The 18,240-nt window shown below is 61.3% G+C and carries 13 protein-coding genes, 1 tRNA gene and 1 pseudogene; all 15 read right to left on the minus strand.

Annotated features, from left to right (window positions below; all coding sequences use genetic code 11):
* Positions 1 to 105, minus strand: a 105-nt coding sequence (locus tag HWX39_RS35185; RefSeq protein ID WP_034194841.1) for a GTP-binding protein, incomplete at its 3' end; no start/stop codon positions are given.
* A gap of 42 nt (positions 106 to 147) precedes the next feature.
* The gene (fusA, locus tag HWX39_RS35190) at positions 148 to 2,250 is read right to left on the minus strand and encodes an elongation factor G (RefSeq protein WP_175958417.1); all 2,103 of its coding nucleotides are present in this window, start codon (positions 2,248 to 2,250) and stop codon (positions 148 to 150) included.
* A gap of 123 nt (positions 2,251 to 2,373) precedes the next feature.
* A complete protein-coding gene (rpsG, locus tag HWX39_RS35195) occupies positions 2,374 to 2,844 on the minus strand; it encodes a 30S ribosomal protein S7 (RefSeq protein ID WP_006477195.1) in 471 nt (156 codons plus the stop codon).
* A 172-nt stretch (positions 2,845 to 3,016) separates the two neighbouring features.
* Positions 3,017 to 3,397 carry a 30S ribosomal protein S12 gene (rpsL, locus tag HWX39_RS35200; protein ID WP_006400662.1) on the minus strand — a complete coding sequence of 127 codons (381 nt, stop codon included), beginning with the start codon at positions 3,395 to 3,397 and terminating at the stop codon, positions 3,017 to 3,019.
* Between the two features lie 227 nt (positions 3,398 to 3,624).
* The gene (gene recQ / locus HWX39_RS35205) at positions 3,625 to 5,472 is read right to left on the minus strand and encodes a DNA helicase RecQ (protein WP_175972090.1); all 1,848 of its coding nucleotides are present in this window, start codon (positions 5,470 to 5,472) and stop codon (positions 3,625 to 3,627) included.
* A gap of 300 nt (positions 5,473 to 5,772) precedes the next feature.
* On the minus strand, positions 5,773 to 10,020 hold the full coding sequence (gene rpoC / locus HWX39_RS35210) for a DNA-directed RNA polymerase subunit beta' (RefSeq protein WP_175972091.1): 4,248 nt from the start codon (positions 10,018 to 10,020) through the stop codon (positions 5,773 to 5,775).
* A 21-nt stretch (positions 10,021 to 10,041) separates the two neighbouring features.
* Positions 10,042 to 14,148 (minus strand): DNA-directed RNA polymerase subunit beta, encoded by a 4,107-nt coding sequence (gene rpoB, locus HWX39_RS35215; protein WP_175914761.1) that lies wholly within the window; start codon positions 14,146 to 14,148, stop codon positions 10,042 to 10,044.
* Positions 14,149 to 14,525: 377 nt separating this feature from the next.
* Positions 14,526 to 14,897 carry a 50S ribosomal protein L7/L12 gene (rplL, locus tag HWX39_RS35220; protein WP_175972092.1) on the minus strand — a complete coding sequence of 124 codons (372 nt, stop codon included), beginning with the start codon at positions 14,895 to 14,897 and terminating at the stop codon, positions 14,526 to 14,528.
* A 63-nt stretch (positions 14,898 to 14,960) separates the two neighbouring features.
* Positions 14,961 to 15,458: a 50S ribosomal protein L10 gene (gene rplJ, locus HWX39_RS35225; RefSeq protein ID WP_027788582.1), complete on the minus strand. Its 498-nt coding sequence runs from the start codon at positions 15,456 to 15,458 to the stop codon at positions 14,961 to 14,963.
* 295 nt (positions 15,459 to 15,753) lie between these two features.
* Positions 15,754 to 16,452: a 50S ribosomal protein L1 gene (gene rplA / locus HWX39_RS35230; protein WP_006482906.1), complete on the minus strand. Its 699-nt coding sequence runs from the start codon at positions 16,450 to 16,452 to the stop codon at positions 15,754 to 15,756.
* The gene (gene rplK / locus HWX39_RS35235; RefSeq protein ID WP_006477201.1) at positions 16,453 to 16,884 is read right to left on the minus strand and encodes a 50S ribosomal protein L11; all 432 of its coding nucleotides are present in this window, start codon (positions 16,882 to 16,884) and stop codon (positions 16,453 to 16,455) included. It abuts the gene before it with no gap.
* Positions 16,885 to 17,026: 142 nt separating this feature from the next.
* Complete coding sequence (nusG, locus tag HWX39_RS35240; protein WP_006400672.1) at positions 17,027 to 17,584, minus strand: transcription termination/antitermination protein NusG; 558 nt, start codon at positions 17,582 to 17,584, stop codon at positions 17,027 to 17,029.
* A 1-nt stretch (position 17,585) separates the two neighbouring features.
* Positions 17,586 to 17,966, minus strand: a complete 381-nt coding sequence (gene secE, locus HWX39_RS35245; protein ID WP_006482892.1) for a preprotein translocase subunit SecE — start codon at positions 17,964 to 17,966, stop codon at positions 17,586 to 17,588.
* 43 nt (positions 17,967 to 18,009) lie between these two features.
* Positions 18,010 to 18,085 (minus strand) — tRNA-Trp (locus HWX39_RS35250).
* Positions 18,086 to 18,144: 59 nt separating this feature from the next.
* A pseudogene (locus HWX39_RS35255) lies at positions 18,145 to 18,240 on the minus strand (elongation factor Tu); the annotation flags it as partial.

Consider the following 18,240-nt stretch of genomic DNA (forward strand, 5'->3'; position numbering starts at 1 on the left):
AACCGTCGTGATCGCTGCCGTCAGCGTCGTCTTGCCGTGGTCAACGTGACCAATCGTACCAACGTTCACGTGCGGCTTGGTCCGCTCAAACTTTTCTTTTGCCATGATTCTCTTCTTTCAAAAAATAATCAGTTGGTAGCTTCAGATTTACTTCGACTTCGCGCTGATGATCGCGTCGGCAACGTTGCGCGGAGCTTCAGCGTAGTGCTTGAACTCCATCGTGTACGTTGCACGACCTTGCGTCAGCGAACGCAGCGACGTCGAATAACCGAACATTTCCGACAGCGGCACTTCGGCGCGCACGATCTTGCCGCCGCCAACCATGTCTTCCATGCCCTGGACGATACCGCGACGGCCCGACAGGTCGCCCATCACGTTGCCCATGTAGTCTTCCGGCGTCTCGACTTCGACAGCCATCATCGGCTCGAGCACGACCGGGTTCGCCTTGCGCATCGCTTCCTTGAACGCCATCGAACCGGCCATGCGGAACGCGTTTTCGTTCGAGTCGACGTCGTGGTACGAACCGAACGTCAGGTGAACCTTCACGTCGACGACCGGGAAGCCTGCGAGCACGCCCGACTTCAGCGTGTCCTGGATACCCTTGTCGACCGCCGGAATGTATTCACGCGGAATCACACCACCCTTGATCTCGTCGAAGAACTCGTAGCCCTTGCCCTGTTCGTTCGGCTCGAGCGTGATGACCGCGTGACCGTACTGGCCGCGACCACCCGACTGCTTGACGAACTTGCCGTCGACGTCCTTCGCCGTCGAACGGATCGTTTCGCGGTACGCAACCTGCGGCTTGCCGACGGTTGCTTCCACGCCGAATTCACGCTTCATCCGGTCGACCAGAATTTCGAGGTGGAGCTCGCCCATGCCCGAAATGATGGTCTGGCCCGACTCTTCGTCGGTCTGCACGCGGAACGACGGATCTTCCTGCGCCAGGCGGTTGAGCGCGAGGCCCATCTTTTCCTGGTCAGCCTTGGTCTTCGGCTCGACAGCCTGCGAGATCACCGGCTCCGGGAACACCATGCGCTCGAGAATGATCGGGTTCGCCGGATCGCACAGCGTGTCGCCCGTGGTCGCTTCCTTCAGGCCGACCGCAGCAGCGATGTCGCCTGCGCGAACTTCCTTGATTTCTTCGCGCTGGTTCGCGTGCATCTGCAGAATACGACCCAGACGTTCCTTCTTGTCCTTCGTCGAGTTCAGCAGCGTGTCGCCCGAATTCACGACGCCCGAGTACACGCGGAAGAAGATCAGCTGGCCGACGAACGGGTCGGTCATGATCTTGAATGCGAGTGCCGAGAACTTCTCGTCGTCCGCTGCACGGCGCTCTGCCGATTCGCCGTTTTCGAGTTCGCCCTTGACCGGCGGGATGTCGACCGGCGACGGCAGGAAATCGATCACGGCGTCGAGCATACGCTGCACGCCCTTGTTCTTGAACGCGGTACCGCACAGCATCGGCTGGATTTCGCACGCGATCGTACGGTCGCGCAGCGCCTTGACGATGTCGGCTTCCGGCAGATCGCCTTCTTCCAGGTACTTGTTCATCAGGTCTTCGTTGGCTTCAGCAGCCGCCTCGACCATCTTCTCGCGCCACTCCTGGCAGGTCTCTGCGAGCTCGGCCGGGATGTCGACGTAGTCGAACTTCGTGCCTTGCGACGCTTCGTCCCAAATGATCGCCTTCATCTTGATCAGATCGACGACGCCCTTGAAGTTTTCTTCCGAGCCGATCGGCACCACGACCGGAACCGGGTTCGCCTTCAGGCGCAGACGGAGCTGGTCGTAGACCTTGAAGAAGTTCGCACCGGTACGGTCCATCTTGTTGACGAACGCGAGACGCGGCACCTTGTACTTGTTCGCCTGGCGCCACACCGTTTCCGACTGCGGCTGCACGCCGCCCACCGCGCAGTACACCATGCACGCGCCGTCGAGCACGCGCATCGAGCGCTCGACTTCAATCGTGAAGTCGACGTGGCCCGGGGTGTCGATGATGTTGATGCGGTGTTCCGGATAGTTGCCGCCCATGCCCTTCCAGAAGGCGGTGGTAGCAGCGGACGTGATCGTGATGCCACGCTCCTGTTCCTGCTCCATCCAGTCCATCGTGGCTGCGCCGTCGTGGACTTCACCGATCTTGTGGTTCACACCGGTGTAAAACAGAATGCGCTCGGTCGTCGTCGTTTTGCCGGCGTCGATGTGAGCGCTAATACCGATATTGCGGTAGCGCTCGATAGGAGTCTTGCGAGCCACTTTGATCCTCTACTGGGATGACACGATGCAGCCCTGCTGCATCATGCTTCAACACAAACGGGCGAGGCGCCTGAAAAGCGCACCCGCCCGGAATTTATTTCCGCTAACAGCCCAGCCAGGCGCTTAGAAACGGAAATGCGAGAACGCGCGGTTGGCTTCTGCCATGCGGTGAACTTCGTCGCGCTTCTTCATCGCGCCGCCGCGGCCTTCGGCCGCTTCGGAGAGCTCACCTGCCAGGCGCAGGGCCATCGACTTCTCGCTACGCTTCTTCGCAGCCTCACGCAACCAGCGCATCGCCAATGCCATACGACGCGACGGGCGCACTTCGACCGGAACTTGATAGTTGGCACCACCAACGCGACGGCTCTTCACTTCGACCACCGGCTTGACGTTGTTGAGCGCAACCGTGAACACTTCCAGCGGGTCCTTGCCACCCTTGGTCTGGATCTGTTCGAATGCGCCATAAACGATGCGCTCTGCGACCGACTTCTTGCCGGACAGCATCAGCATGTTCATGAACTTGGCTACATCAACGTTGCCGAACTTCGGATCCGGCAACACTTCCCGCTTGGGGACTTCGCGACGACGCGGCATGATTCTTCCTTTACTTGTTCAGTTGGAGCTGGTTCCAGCTCCGCGGCCACCAACAAACCCGATCACATCTTCACGACTAACCAGCTTGGCCGGGTGACCACTTACTCGACAGCACCGGCAATCCGGCACTCCCGCCTTGACCGCCCTGCGGCGATCCCTGATCAAAAACTGCTTACTTGGCAGCCTTTGCACGCTTCGCGCCGTACTTCGAGCGCGCTTGCTTACGGTCCTTGACGCCCTGGGTATCCAGCGAGCCGCGAACCATGTGGTAGCGCACACCCGGCAAGTCCTTCACACGGCCGCCGCGGATCAGCACAACCGAGTGTTCCTGCAGGTTGTGGCCTTCACCGCCGATGTACGAAATCACTTCGAAGCCGTTCGTCAGACGAACCTTGGCGACCTTACGGAGTGCCGAGTTCGGCTTCTTCGGCGTCGTCGTGTACACACGGGTGCACACGCCGCGACGCTGGGGGCAGTCCTGCAGGGCCGGGCTCTTGCTCTTCGTCGTTTCCGACTGACGGCCTTTGCGAACCAGTTGGTTGATGGTTGGCATTGTTTATTCCTGAAATTGAACAAAATCTGCGCATCGATTTCGGGCAAAGCGAGAATCGGCGCACAGTTGACTTCCGAACCGGCGAAACGGGTGCGAACCTTGGAACGCGACTCGGCCCACCGAATACCGGAACCCAGCATCATATTCCGGAAATACCAACTAAGTCAACGGGTTGCGTGATTCGCCGGCCGGACGCGTGGTTTACCGGAAGGGTCGGAACGCCTGTGTCAGGCCGACTCGACGACGTCGATGATCTCGTCGCCGAAGCGTTCCAGCTTGCGCACGCCCATGCCGGGGATATGGCGCAGGTCGTCGATCGTCTCCGGCGCGTTGCGTGCGATCTCGGCGAGCGTCGCGTCGTGGAAGATCACGTAGGCCGGCACGCCGTCCGTTTTAGCCGTCTCCGCACGCCACGCGCGCAGCGCATCCCACCGTGCGCGCTCACGCGTGCCCATGCCGGCCGTCGGATCGACGCGCGTGCCGCTGCGGCTCGACGACTGGCGCGTGCGCTGCGGCTTCACGTAGCGGCGCAGCGTGACCTTCTCCTCGTTCTTCAGCACGGGCTTCGCGGCCTCGGTCAGCATCAGCGCGCCGAAGCCGCCATGGTCGACCGCCAGGTAGCCGTACGCGACGAGCTGCCGGAAAATCGCGCGCCACTCGGGTTCCGACAGCGACGCGCCGATCCCGAACGTCGTGAGCTGATCGTGGCCGCGCTGCAACACTTTCTCGGTACGCCCGCCGCGCAGGATCTCGATCAGGTGGCTCGAACCGAAATTGAAGCCGCTCGCACGCTGCGCGCGGAACACGCATGAAAGCGCCATTTGCGCCTCGCGCGTCGCGTCCCACGAATCGGGCGGCTCGAGGCACGTGTCGCAGTTGCCACACGGCTGGCTCGCCTCGCCGAAGTAGTTCAGCAGCCGCACGCGGCGGCACGAGATCGTCTCGCACAGCCCGAGCAGCGCGTCGAGTTTCGACGTTTGCACCCGCTTGTGCGCATCGTCCGCATCGGATTCGTCGATCATCTTGCGCTGCTGGACGACGTCGCCGAGGCCGTACGCCATCCACGCATTCGCGGGCATCCCGTCGCGGCCCGCGCGGCCCGTTTCCTGGTAGTAGCCCTCGACGCTCTTCGGCAGATCCAGATGCGCAACGAAGCGCACGTCCGGCTTGTCGATGCCCATGCCGAACGCGATCGTCGCGCACATCACGATGCCTTCCTCGCGCTGGAACATTTCCTGGTGCTTCTGCCGCACCTCGAACTCCATCCCCGCGTGATACGGCAGCGCGCGTACGCCCTGCGCCTTCAGCCACTCGGCCGTCTCCTCCACCTTGCGGCGCGACAGGCAATAGACGACGCCCGCATCGGTCGTGCCGTCGGCATTCGTGTGTTCGGCGCGGATGAAGTCGAGCAGTTGCGAACGCGCGTTGTCCTTTTCGACGATCCGGTAGCGGATGTTCGGGCGATCGAAGCTCGATATGAACACGCGCGCGTCGTCGAGTGCGAGGCGATGGATGATCTCGTCGCGCGTGATCGCGTCAGCCGTGGCGGTCAGCGCGATGCGCGGCACCGAAGGGAACCGCTCGTGCAGCACTGACAGCTGGATGTATTCCGGGCGGAAATCGTGCCCCCATTGCGACACGCAGTGCGCTTCGTCGATCGCGAACAGGCCGATCTTCGCGCGCTCGAGCAACTCGAGGAAACGCCCCGTCATCAGCCGTTCGGGTGCGACGTACAGCAGGTCGATCTCGCCTTCGCGCAGCGCGCGTTCCGTCGCCGCAGCCTCGGCGCCCGACAGCGTCGAATTCAGATAGGCCGCGCGCACGCCGACTTCGCGCAGCGCGGCGACCTGGTCCTGCATCAGCGCGATCAGCGGCGACACGACGATACCGGCGCCCTGCCCGGCTTCGCGCCGCAGCAGCGCCGGGATCTGGTAGCACAGCGACTTGCCGCCGCCGGTCGGCATCAGCACGAGACAATCGCCGCCGCCGGCGACGTGTTCGACGATCTCGCCCTGCTGGCCGCGAAAAGCGGAATAACCAAATACTTCGTCGAGGATTTCGAGGGCGCGGGACATGAATGATGAGAACGAGGACGGCAGGACGATGACCGCAAGTTTAACAACCCGCTCGCATGACGCGTGGCGAATCGTGCAATGTTGGCCAATCGGACAGGGTTCGTTCGCGTGCATGACGGGCCTGCCGCGACGGGGTCGCAAGCGATCACGGTGTAAAGCGATGTGGCACACCACTCGCAAGCAGCCGGGGCCGGCGATGCGCAGGCGCGTCATGCGCGCGAACGACGGATAAAAAAAACCGCCCGGCAAAACCGGGCGGCTTCGATGACAGCGAGGCGGGGCGGCTCGCGCCGCCCGCGCTTACTCGGCTGCCGGGTGCTGTTGCGGCTCTTCCGCAGCAGGCGCGCTCGGCGTGCCGAAGTCGAACGCCTCTTCCGCTGCGATCTGGTCGAAACGCTCGCGATCCGACGATTCCTTCGCCTTGCGTGCCTTGTGGAACGCGAGACCCGTACCGGCCGGAATCAGACGGCCGACGATCACGTTTTCCTTCAGGCCACGCAGATCGTCGCGCTTGCCCATGATCGCCGCTTCGGTCAGCACGCGGGTCGTTTCCTGGAACGATGCCGCGGAGATGAACGAGTCGGTCGACAGCGATGCCTTCGTGATACCCAGCAGCACGTTTTCGTACGTAGCCGGACGCTTGTCCTCGGCGATCATGCGATCGTTCTCGTCCAGCATGTCGGAACGCTCGACCTGTTCACCCGGGATGAAGCGCGTATCACCGTTGTCGGTGATCTGCACACGACGCAGCATCTGGCGAACGATCACCTCGATGTGCTTGTCGTTGATCTTCACGCCCTGCAGACGATACACGTCCTGCACTTCGTCAACGATGTAGCGCGACAGCGCCTCGATACCCTGCAGACGCAGGATGTCGTGCGGATCGGCCGGACCGTCCACGATCATTTCGCCCTTGTTGACGACCTGGGCATCGTGAACCAGAACCTGCTTTTCCTTCGCGATCAGGAACTCGTGCTGGTTGCCCTCGAGGTCCGTGATGACGAGACGCTGCTTGCCCTTCGTGTCCTTGCCGAACGACGTCGTACCGGTGACTTCCGCGAGAATGCCGGCATCCTTCGGCGAACGCGCTTCGAACAGTTCCGCCACCCGCGGCAGACCGCCGGTAATGTCACGCGTCTTCTGCGCTTCCGTCGGGATACGTGCGAGCACTTCACCGACCTGCACCTGCTGGCCATCCTTCACGGTGATCAGTGCGCCGACCTGGAAGCCGATCTGCACTGCGTGCTCCGTGCCCGGAATCTTCACTTCCTCGCCGTTCGCGTCGAGCAGCTTGACCTGCGGACGCACGCTCTTCGAAGCTTGCGAGCCACGACGCTTCACGTCGATCACGACCAGCGTCGACAGGCCGGTCACGTCGTCGATCTGCTTCGCGACGGTCACGCCTTCCTCGACGTTCTCGAACTTCACCGTACCACCGTACTCGGTGATGATCGGACGCGTCAGCGGATCCCACGTGGCGAGCTGCGTGCCTGCCTTGATCGTCGCGCCGTCGAGCTGCAGCAGCGTCGCGCCGTACGGCACTTTGTGACGCTCGCGCTCGCGACCGAAATCGTCGGTGATCATCGCTTCGCCCGAACGGGAAATGACGATCTGCTCGCCCTTCGCGTTCGTCACGTAGCGCATCGTCGCCGTGAAACGCACGATACCGTTGCTCTTCGCTTCGACCGACGAAGCCACTGCCGCACGCGATGCCGCACCACCGATGTGGAACGTACGCATCGTCAGCTGCGTGCCAGGCTCACCGATCGACTGTGCCGCGATCACGCCGACTGCTTCGCCGACGTTCACGAGCGAGCCGCGGCCGAGGTCACGGCCGTAGCAGGCCGCGCACAGGCCGTAACGCGTTTCGCAGGTCAGCGGCGTGCGCACGCGCACTTCGTCGATGCCGAGGCGTTCGATTTCCTCAACCGCCGTTTCGTCGAGCAGCGTGCCCGATTCGTACACCGTTTCCTGCGTTTCCGGGTTCACGACGTCCGCAACCGCAACGCGGCCGAGAATACGGTCACGCAGCGCCTCGACGACTTCACCGCCTTCGACGAGTGCCTTCATCGCCACGCCGTTCGACGTGCCGCAATCGTCTTCCACCACGACCAGATCCTGCGTGACGTCGACGAGACGACGCGTCAGGTAACCCGAGTTCGCGGTCTTCAGTGCCGTATCAGCCAGACCCTTACGTGCACCGTGGGTCGAGATGAAGTACTGCAACACGTTCAGACCTTCGCGGAAGTTCGCGGTAATCGGCGTCTCGATAATCGAGCCGTCCGGCTTCGCCATCAGGCCTCGCATACCGGCCAGCTGACGAATCTGAACCGCCGAACCCCGGGCGCCCGAGTCGGCCATCATGTAGATCGAGTTGAACGATTCCTGGCGCGTTTCATTGCCGTCGCGGTCCGTCACCGGCTCCGTCGACAGCTGCTCCATCATCGCCTTGCCGACCGCTTCCGACGTTGCCGACCAGATGTCGACCACGTTGTTGTAGCGTTCCTGCGCAGTGACGAGACCCGACATGTACTGACGGTCGTACTCCTTCACCTTCTTCGCGGCGTCGCCGACGATCGTTTCCTTCTGCGGCGGCACGAGCATGTCGTCGACGCAGATCGAGATGCCGGCACGCGTCGCGAGACGGAAACCCGACTGCATCAGCTGGTCGGCAAACACCACCGTCGCGCGCAGACCGCACTTGCGGAACGCCGTGTTGATCAGGCGCGAGATTTCCTTCTTCTTCAGCGGCTTGTTCAGCACCGAGAACGGCAGGCCGTGCGGCAGGATCTCCGACAGGATCGCGCGACCGACGGTCGTCGCGTACAGCGTGATCTTCGGCACGAACGGCGGTGCGCCTTCCGACTTGTCCTCGTTGTGGACCATTTCGGTGATCCGCACGTTGACGCGCGACGCGAGCTCGACTTCCTTGTTCTCGTACGCACGGATCACTTCCGACACGCCCGTGAACGACAGGCCTTCGCCCTTGGCGTTGACCGCTTCGCGGGTCGCGTAGTACAGACCCAGCACGATATCCTGGGACGGCACGATCGACGGATCGCCGTTGGCCGGGAACAGCACGTTGTTCGACGCCAGCATCAGCGTACGCGCTTCCATCTGCGCTTCCAGCGACAGCGGCACGTGAACGGCCATCTGGTCACCGTCGAAGTCGGCGTTGAACGCCGCGCAAACGAGCGGGTGCAGCTGAATTGCCTTGCCTTCGATCAGCACCGGCTCGAACGCCTGGATACCGAGACGGTGCAGCGTCGGCGCACGGTTCAGCATCACCGGGTGCTCGCGGATCACCTCTTCGAGGATGTCCCACACCACCGGCGTCTGGTTCTCGACTTCCTTCTTCGCAGCCTTGATGGTCGTCGCGACGCCCATCACTTCCAGCTTGTTGAAGATGAACGGCTTGAACAGCTCGAGCGCCATCAGCTTCGGCAGACCGCACTGGTGCAGCTTCAGCGTCGGGCCGACCACGATGACCGAACGGCCCGAGTAGTCGACGCGCTTGCCCAGCAGGTTCTGACGGAAACGACCACCCTTGCCCTTGATCATGTCGGCGAGCGACTTCAGCGGACGCTTGTTCGCGCCCGTCATCGCCTTGCCGCGACGACCGTTGTCGAGCAGCGAGTCGACGGCTTCCTGCAGCATCCGCTTTTCGTTGCGGACGATGATTTCAGGCGCCTTCAGCTCGAGCAGACGCTTCAACCGGTTGTTACGGTTGATCACGCGGCGATACAGGTCGTTCAGGTCCGACGTCGCGAAACGGCCGCCGTCCAGCGGCACGAGCGGACGCAGTTCCGGCGGCAGCACCGGCAGCACTTCGAGGATCATCCACTCGGGCTTGATGCCCGAGCGCTGGAATGCCTCGAGGACCTTCAGGCGTTTCGCGTACTTCTTGATCTTCGCTTCCGAGCCGGTGTTCTTCAGCTCGGTGCGCAGCGTCTCGACCTGCTCGTCGATGTTGATCGCGCGCAGCAGTTCACGCACGCCTTCCGCGCCCATCTCGGCACGGAACTCGTCGCCGTATTCCTCGACCTTGTTGTAGTAATCCTCTTCCGTCATGATCTGCCGCGCCTTCAGCGGCGTCATGCCCGGTTCGATCACCACGTAGGCTTCGAAGTACAGCACGCGTTCGATGTCGCGCAGCGTCATGTCGAGCACCATGCCCAGACGCGACGGCAGCGACTTCAGGAACCAGATGTGCGCGACCGGCGAGGCCAGTTCGATGTGGCCCATCCGCTCACGACGCACCTTCGCCAGCGTCACTTCGACGCCGCACTTCTCGCAGATCACGCCGCGGTGCTTCAGACGCTTGTACTTGCCGCACAGGCACTCGTAGTCCTTGATCGGCCCGAAGATCTTCGCGCAGAAGAGACCATCGCGTTCCGGCTTGAACGTACGGTAGTTGATGGTCTCCGGCTTCTTCACTTCGCCGAACGACCACGAACGGATCTTGTCAGGCGACGCCAGACCGATCTTGATCGCGTCGAAAACTTCTTCCTGTTGGACTTGCTTGAATAGATCGAGCAGAGCTTTCATTGCTTTCTCTCCGTAGTCCGATTAATTGCGGTCGAGATCGATATCGATACCGAGCGAGCGGATTTCCTTCACGAGCACGTTGAAGGATTCCGGCATGCCTGCATCGATCACGTGATCGCCCTTGACGAGGTTTTCGTACACCTTCGTCCGGCCGGTCACGTCGTCCGACTTCACCGTCAGCATTTCCTGCAGCACGTAGGACGCGCCGTACGCTTCGAGTGCCCACACTTCCATTTCACCGAAACGCTGGCCACCGAACTGCGCCTTACCACCCAGCGGCTGCTGCGTGACGAGCGAGTACGGGCCGGTCGAACGCGCGTGCATCTTGTCGTCGACCAAGTGGTGCAGCTTCAGGTAGTGCATGTAGCCAAGCGTCACGCGACGTTCGAACATTTCACCCGTGCGGCCGTCGTACAGACGGACCTGGTTCTTCGACGGGTTCATGCCGAGCTGTTCAGCGATGTCGTCCGGGAACGCGAGGTCGAGCATCTTGCCCATTTCTTCCTCGGTCGCACCGTCGAACACCGGCGTTGCGAACGGCACGCCTTCGCGCAGGTTCTTCGCGAGTTCGAGGATCTCTTCGTCGGTGAAGCTTTCGAGGTCTTCCTTGCGGCCCGAGTCGTTGTAGATCTTCGTCAGGAACGTGCGCAGTTCCTCGATCTTCGCCTGACGCTGCAGCATTTCGCCGATACGCCAGCCGAGGCCCTTCGCGGCCCAGCCGAGGTGCACTTCCAGAACCTGCCCCACGTTCATCCGCGACGGAACGCCCAGCGGGTTCAGCACGACGTCCGCCGGACGGCCGTCGGCCATGTACGGCATGTCTTCGATCGGGACGATCTTCGACACGACACCCTTGTTACCGTGACGGCCTGCCATCTTGTCGCCAGGCTGCAGACGGCGCTTCACCGCGAGGTACACCTTGACCATCTTCAGCACGCCCGGCGGCAGTTCGTCGCCTTGCGTGAGCTTCTTGCGCTTCTCTTCGAACGCGAGGTCGAACTGGTGACGCTTCTCTTCGATCGAGTTCTTGATCGCTTCGAGCTGCGCCGCTGCTTCGTCGTCCGCGAGGCGGATGTCGAACCAGTGGTAGTGGTCGAGGTCTTCCAGGTAAGCCTGGTCGATCTTCGTGCCCTTCGCGAGCTTCTTCGGACCGCCGTTCGCGACCTTGCCCACGAGCATGCGTGCGAGACGCTGGAACGCGTCGCCTTCCACGATGCGCAGCTGGTCGTTCAGGTCGAGACGGTAGCGCTTCAGTTCATCGTCGATGATCTGCTGCGCACGCTTGTCGCGCTGGATGCCTTCACGCGTGAACACCTGAACGTCGATCACGGTGCCGCTCATGCCCGACGGCACGCGCAGCGACGTGTCCTTCACGTCCGAAGCCTTCTCGCCGAAGATCGCACGCAGCAGCTTCTCTTCCGGCGTCAGCTGGGTCTCGCCCTTCGGCGTGACCTTGCCGACCAGCACGTCGCCTGCTTCGACTTCAGCACCGATGTACACGATGCCCGATTCGTCGAGACGGCCGAGCTGGACTTCTGCCAGGTTCGAGATGTCGCGCGTGATTTCTTCCGGCCCGAGCTTCGTGTCGCGTGCAACGACGTTCAGCTCTTCGATGTGGATCGACGTGTAACGATCGTCGGCCACGACCTTCTCCGAGATCAGGATCGAATCCTCGAAGTTGTAGCCGTTCCACGGCATGAACGCGATCAGCATGTTCTGGCCGAGCGCGAGCTCGCCCAGGTCCGTCGAGGCGCCGTCGGCCAGCACGTCGCCGCGCGAGACCTTGTCGCCCATCTTCACGATCGGACGCTGGTTGATGTTCGTGTTCTGGTTCGAACGCGTGTACTTGATCAGGTTGTAGATGTCGACACCGACTTCACCTGCGACCGCTTCGTCGTCGTTCACACGAATCACGATACGGCCTGCGTCGACATAGTCGACAACGCCGCCGCGGAACGCCTGGACCGTCGTACCCGAGTCGACCGCACAGGTGCGCTCGATGCCCGTACCGACGACCGGCTTTTCCGGACGCAGACACGGCACGGCCTGACGCTGCATGTTCGAACCCATCAGTGCACGGTTCGCGTCATCGTGCTCAAGGAACGGAATCAGCGAAGCTGCCACCGACACGATCTGCGACGGCGCGACGTCCATGTACTGGATACGGTCCGGCGTGACCATCATCGTTTCGCCGGCTTCGCGCGACGACACGAGTTCGTCGATCAACTGGCCGTTCTCGTCGATCGCGGCGTTCGCCTGAGCGATCATGTAGCGGCCTTCTTCGATCGCCGACAGGTAGTCGATCTGGTCGGTCACCTTGCCGTCCACGACCTTGCGGTACGGCGTCTCGAGGAAGCCGTACTCGTTCAGGTGCGCATACAGTGCAAGCGAGTTGATCAGACCGATGTTCGGACCTTCCGGCGTTTCGATCGGGCACACGCGGCCATAGTGGGTCGGGTGCACGTCGCGGACTTCAAAGCCTGCGCGCTCGCGCGTCAGACCGCCCGGGCCCAGCGCGGAAACACGGCGCTTGTGCGTGATTTCCGACAGCGGGTTGGTCTGGTCCATGAACTGCGACAGCTGCGACGAACCGAAGAACTCGCGGATCGCCGACGAAATCGGCTTCGAGTTGATCAGGTCGTGCGGCATCAGGTTTTCGCTTTCGGCCTGGCCGAGGCGTTCCTTGACCGCGCGCTCGACACGCACGAGGCCTGCGCGGAACTGGTTTTCCGCCAGTTCGCCGACGCAACGCACGCGACGGTTGCCGAGGTGGTCGATGTCGTCCACTTCGCCCTTGCCGTTGCGCAGCTCGACGAGGATCTTGATCGTCGCGAGGATGTCGTCGTCCTGCAGCGTCATCGGGCCGGTGATCTCGTCACGGCTGACGCGGCGGTTGAACTTCATACGGCCGACCTTCGACAGGTCGTACGCTTCTTCGCTGTAGAACAGACGGTTGAACAGTGCCTCGACCGCTTCCTCGGTCGGCGGCTCGCCCGGACGCATCATGCGGTAGATCGCGATGCGCGCGGCCGTCTTGTCGGTCGTTTCGTCAACACGGAGCGTCGACGAGATGTACGGGCCCTGGTCCAGGTCGTTCGTGTAGAGCGTCTGGATGTCCTTGATGCCCGCTTCGCGCAGCTTCTCGAGCACGCTTTCCGTGACTTCGTCGTTCGCGCTCGCGATCACTTCGCCGGTGTCGCCGTCAACGACGTTCTTCGCCAGCACGCGGCCGAGCAGATAGTCTTCCGGCACCGAGATGAACTTGGTCTTCGCGGCTTCGAGGTCGCGAATGTGCTTCGCGTTGATCCGCTTGTCCTTCTGGACGATGACCTTGCCATCACGATCCGTGATGTCGAAACGCGCGACTTCACCACGCAGACGCTCGGGCACGAACTCAAGTTGCGCGCCTTCGTCCATCAGCGTGAAGTTGTCGAACACGAAGAAGTTCGCGAGGATCTGTTCCGGCGTGAGGCCGATGGCCTTCAGCAGGATCGTGACCGGCATCTTGCGGCGACGGTCGACGCGGAAGTACAGGATGTCCTTCGGATCGAATTCGAAGTCGAGCCACGAGCCGCGGTACGGAATGATCCGTGCCGAGAACAGCAGCTTGCCGGAGCTGTGCGTCTTGCCCTTGTCGTGTTCGAAGAACACGCCCGGCGAACGGTGCAGCTGCGAGACGATGACACGCTCGGTGCCGTTGATGACGAACGAGCCCGTCGGCGTCATGAGCGGAATTTCGCCCATGTACACTTCCTGCTCTTTCACTTCCTTGACGACCGGCTTGTTCGGCGATTCCTTGTCGAGGATGACAAGGCGGACCTTCGCGCGCAGCGCGGAGCAGTACGTCAGGCCACGCTGCTGGCATTCCTTGATGTTGAATGCCGGCGCGGACAACGCATAGCTCACGAACTCGAGACGTGCGAAACCGTTGTGCGAAACAATGGGAAATACCGATGTGAACGCGGCCTGCAAACCTTCAGGCTTGCGTTGCGTGGCCGGCACATCGGCTTGCAGAAACGTGCTGAATGATTCAAGCTGGGTAGCCAGCAAGAAAGGAACTTGGTGAACGATGGGGCGCTTCGCGAAACTCTTGCGAATGCGCTTCTTCTCGGTGAAGGAATATTGCATACGATCTCCGAATCACGGCGGGTGCTATCGAGGCGGAATACCTGGACGTTTCAAACCCGAGTGTTCACCGACTGAGACCCGATGGCCGTCCGACGGCTTGAACGAGCCGAGAAGCTTGGTGGTTGGCCGCTACCAACCGCTGGCTGACGGCAGCGGATGCCTGTGTTGCCCGCTACCCGACCAAACTTGCCTTCTGCAGTCGCTTCAGAAGACAAAGAGAACCGCCATTCGTGATCAATGACAACGATCAGGCGGTTTTCTTTGGCTTCTGGGGCCGATTATTCGGGCTCCCGAATGAGTGCCAGAATAACGTCCCCACAAAGCACAAAAAGGCCGGCGGTGAAAATACCGCCAGCCTTCGCACAGCGCGCCGAAACTTACTTGACTTCGACCTTCGCGCCAGCTTCTTCCAGCTTCTTCTTGGCTTCTTCAGCAGCAGCCTTGTCGACGCCTTCCTTGACAGCCTTCGGTGCGCCGTCAACGACGTCCTTCGCTTCCTTCAGGCCCAGGCCCGTCAGTTCGCGAACTGCCTTGATGACTGCAACCTTGTTGCTGCCTGCTTCAGCCAGAACGACCGTGAATTCGGTCTTCTCTTCTGCTGCAGCAGCAGGGCCGCCTGCCGGGCCAGCGACTGCCACTGCAGCTGCCGACACGCCAAACTTCTCTTCGAATGCCTTGACCAGTTCGTTCAGTTCCAGAACGGTCATCCCTTCGACTGCTGCCAGGATGTCTTCTTTTGCGATTGCCATTTGAAATACTCCTAAATTGAATTCGGATACAGCCAGCGATCAATGACGCTGATGCACGTTCGATTACGCAGCTTCCGCTTGCTTCTTCTCGGCCAGCGCGGCCAAAGCGCGCGCGAAGCCCGAAACAGGCGATTGCATAACGAACAGCAGCTTCGAGAGCAGTTCTTCGCGGCTCGGGATGCTTGCCAGCGCTTGCACGCCAGCCTTGTCCATCACCTTGCCATCGAACGAACCAGCCTTGATGACCAACTTGTCATTGCTCTTGCTGAAGTCGTTGACGACCTTAGCAGCAGCAATTGCATCTTCCGAGATGCCGTAGATCAACGGGCCAGTCATCTGCTCTGCCAGCGGAGCAAACGGCGTACCTTCAACAGCGCGACGCGCCAGCGTGTTCTTCAACACGCGCAGGTAAACCTGTTGCTCACGCGCTTGCGCGCGCAGCTTGGTCAGATCGCCAACCGCAATTCCACGATACTCAGCCAGCACAACGGTCTGGGCCTTCGCGACTTGCGCGGAAACCTCAGCGACGACGGCTTGCTTGTCTTCTCTATTAAGCGGCACGGTTAGCCTCCAGAAACGATACGTTCGGCACGAAACCTCACGTACCTCGTTCAACAACGGCGTCCGACCTCGTTAGGAGTATTTCCACCTCACGCCGGGAATCGCTTCACGGCCTGCGGCTTCACCACTGCAAAACTTTTTCGGGTTCGCCATCTGCGTTGGCTTGAATTAAGGGATCACCTGACTGCTGCGCCCCACCAACGGTCTTTGATAACCGGTTGCCCGCCCTGCTGCACGAACAACCGCCCAAAGCCCATGAGGGCCACTTCGCGAACGAAGCGACCCGAATACTTGCTTACTGTGCTGCCAGCGTAGCCTGGTCGACACGCACGCCGACGCCCATCGTGCTCGACAGTGCGATCTTGCGCAGGTAGACGCCCTTGCTCGTTGCCGGCTTTGCCTTCTGCAGCGCTTCGATCAGCGCCGACAGGTTCGAACGCAGTGCGGTCGGCTCGAACGATGCACGGCCGATGGTCGCGTGGATGATACCGGCCTTGTCGACACGGAATTGCACCTGACCAGCCTTCGCGTTCTTGACGGCGGTTGCGACGTCCGGCGTGACCGTACCGACCTTCGGGTTCGGCATCAGGCCGCGCGGGCCGAGGATCTGACCGAGCGTACCGACGATACGCATCGTGTCCGGCGAAGCGATCACGATGTCGAAGTCCATCTGGCCGGCCTTGATCTGCTCTGCCAGGTCTTCCATACCGACGATTTCGGCGCCTGCTGCACGCGCTTGCTCAGCCTTCTCGCCTTGTGCGAACACTGCAACGCGAACCGACTTGCCCGTACCTGCCGGCAGAACGACCGAACCACGAACGACCTGGTCCGACTTCTTTGCATCGATGCCGAGCTGGACTGCGACGTCGATCGACTCGTCGAACTTCGCGCTCGCGCATTCCTTCACGAGGCTCAGTGCGTCTTCGATCGCGTACAGCTTCTGACGATCAACCTTGGCAGCAAATGCCTGACGGCGCTTGGAGATCTTAGCCATTTACACGCCCTCCACAGTGATGCCCATCGAGCGTGCGCTACCAGCGATGGTGCGAACGGCTGCGTCCAGATCAGCTGCCGTAAGGTCCGGCATCTTGGTCTTCGCGATTTCTTCAGCTTGAGCGCGCGTGATCGAACCGACCTTGTCGGTGTGCGGCTTACTCGAGCCCTTGTCCACCTTCGCCGCCTTCTTGATCAGGACGGTCGCCGGCGGCGTCTTCATCACGAACGTGAAGCTCTTGTCAGCAAATGCCGTGATGACCACCGGCACCGGCAGACCCGGCTCCATGCCTTGAGTCTGCGCGTTGAACGCCTTGCAGAACTCCATGATGTTCAGGCCGCGCTGGCCCAGTGCCGGACCGACCGGCGGCGACGGGTTGGCTTTACCTGCAGGGATCTGCAGCTTGATAAAGCCGATAATCTTCTTTGCCATTTGTGAACCTCATTGGAACGCCGGAGGAGGCGTTCGGTGAGTAATAACGCGCTTTCGCCACTGGCTACTGACGCTCCTCAACGGCCATGACGCGGGCCGTAAGCGCGAAGGTGGGCAGCCGAGGCTGCCCACCGAATCGGGATCAAACTTTTTCGACCTGACCGAACTCGAGTTCGACCGGGGTGGATCGGCCAAAGATGGTGACCGACACACGCACGCGCGATTTTTCGTAGTTGACTTCTTCGACGGTGCCATTGAAGTCCGTGAACGGGCCTTCCTTGACACGCACCATCTCGCCGACTTCGAACAGGGTCTTCGGGCGCGGCTTTTCGACGCCTTCCTGCATCTGCGACATGATCTTCTCGACTTCCTTCGGGGAAATCGGGGTCGGGCGGTTGCGCGCACCGCCGACGAAGCCGGTGACCTTCGCGGTGTTCTTCACGAGGTGCCACGTTTCGTCCGTCATTTCCATTTCCACCAGCACGTAGCCGGGGAAGAAACGACGCTCGGTCACAGCCTTGTGGCCGCCTTTGACTTCAACCACTTCTTCGGTCGGAACCAGGATCTGACCGAATTTGTCCTGCATGCCAGCGCGTTCGATGCGCTCCTGAAGCGCACGTTGCACGCTCTTCTCCATACCGGAGTAGGCGTGCACGACGTACCAACGTTTTCCGCTCGGGGATGCCGGAGTATCGCTCATATCATTTCCAACCCAGAATCGCCGAGAAAATCACCCATTCGATCGATTTGTCACTCAACCAGAGGAAAATCGCCATCACGAGCACGAAACCGAACACGACGAGTGTGGTTTGCGTTGCTTCCTTGCGGGTGGGCCAAACGACCTTCCGGACTTCCTTGTACGAATCCTTGGCAAAAGCGATGAGACTCTTGCCAGGTGCGGACATCAGCCCGACGGCCACGCCGGCGATGATACCTACCGCCAACGCGGCACCGCGGACATACCACTGCTGATTGGCCAGCCAGAAGAAGCCCACGAATCCGGCCAAGACCAACAATACGCCCAGGGCCAGCATCAGCTTATCGCCGGAGGTATTTACAGTTTCGACGGATGGATTCGCCATAACACCTTAAAACAAATGCCACGTAGGACACGTGGCTATTTTTTGGCAGGGGCAGAGGGAATCGAACCCCCAACCTTCGGTTTTGGAGACCGACGCTCTGCCAGTTGAGCTATACCCCTAAACCATGTTGGGGCTGGCTACTACCAGCCCCAAAACTGTCGATCAACGAATAACTGGCTTACTCGATGATCTTGGCGACGACGCCGGCGCCGACCGTACGGCCGCCTTCGCGGATTGCGAAGCGCAGACCTTCTTCCATCGCGATCGGAGCAAT

The organism is Burkholderia sp. BCC0322 (assembly GCF_902833045.1).
GTDB lineage: Bacteria > Pseudomonadota > Gammaproteobacteria > Burkholderiales > Burkholderiaceae > Burkholderia.

Coding starts and splice junctions, on each gene's coding strand:
- rpsL (WP_006400662.1), bottom strand. CDS start 3,397: ATGCCAACCATCAACCAACTGGTTCGCAAAGGCCGTCAGTCGGAAACG.
- rplL (WP_175972092.1), bottom strand. CDS start 14,897: ATGGCAATCGCAAAAGAAGACATCCTGGCAGCAGTCGAAGGGATGACC.
- recQ (WP_175972090.1), bottom strand. CDS start 5,472: ATGTCCCGCGCCCTCGAAATCCTCGACGAAGTATTTGGTTATTCCGCT.
- rpoC (WP_175972091.1), bottom strand. CDS start 10,020: ATGAAAGCTCTGCTCGATCTATTCAAGCAAGTCCAACAGGAAGAAGTT.
- rplK (WP_006477201.1), bottom strand. CDS start 16,884: ATGGCAAAGAAGATTATCGGCTTTATCAAGCTGCAGATCCCTGCAGGT.
- secE (WP_006482892.1), bottom strand. CDS start 17,966: ATGGCGAATCCATCCGTCGAAACTGTAAATACCTCCGGCGATAAGCTG.
- rpoB (WP_175914761.1), bottom strand. CDS start 14,148: ATGCAATATTCCTTCACCGAGAAGAAGCGCATTCGCAAGAGTTTCGCG.
- rplA (WP_006482906.1), bottom strand. CDS start 16,452: ATGGCTAAGATCTCCAAGCGCCGTCAGGCATTTGCTGCCAAGGTTGAT.
- rpsG (WP_006477195.1), bottom strand. CDS start 2,844: ATGCCGCGTCGTCGCGAAGTCCCCAAGCGGGAAGTGTTGCCGGATCCG.
- nusG (WP_006400672.1), bottom strand. CDS start 17,584: ATGAGCGATACTCCGGCATCCCCGAGCGGAAAACGTTGGTACGTCGTG.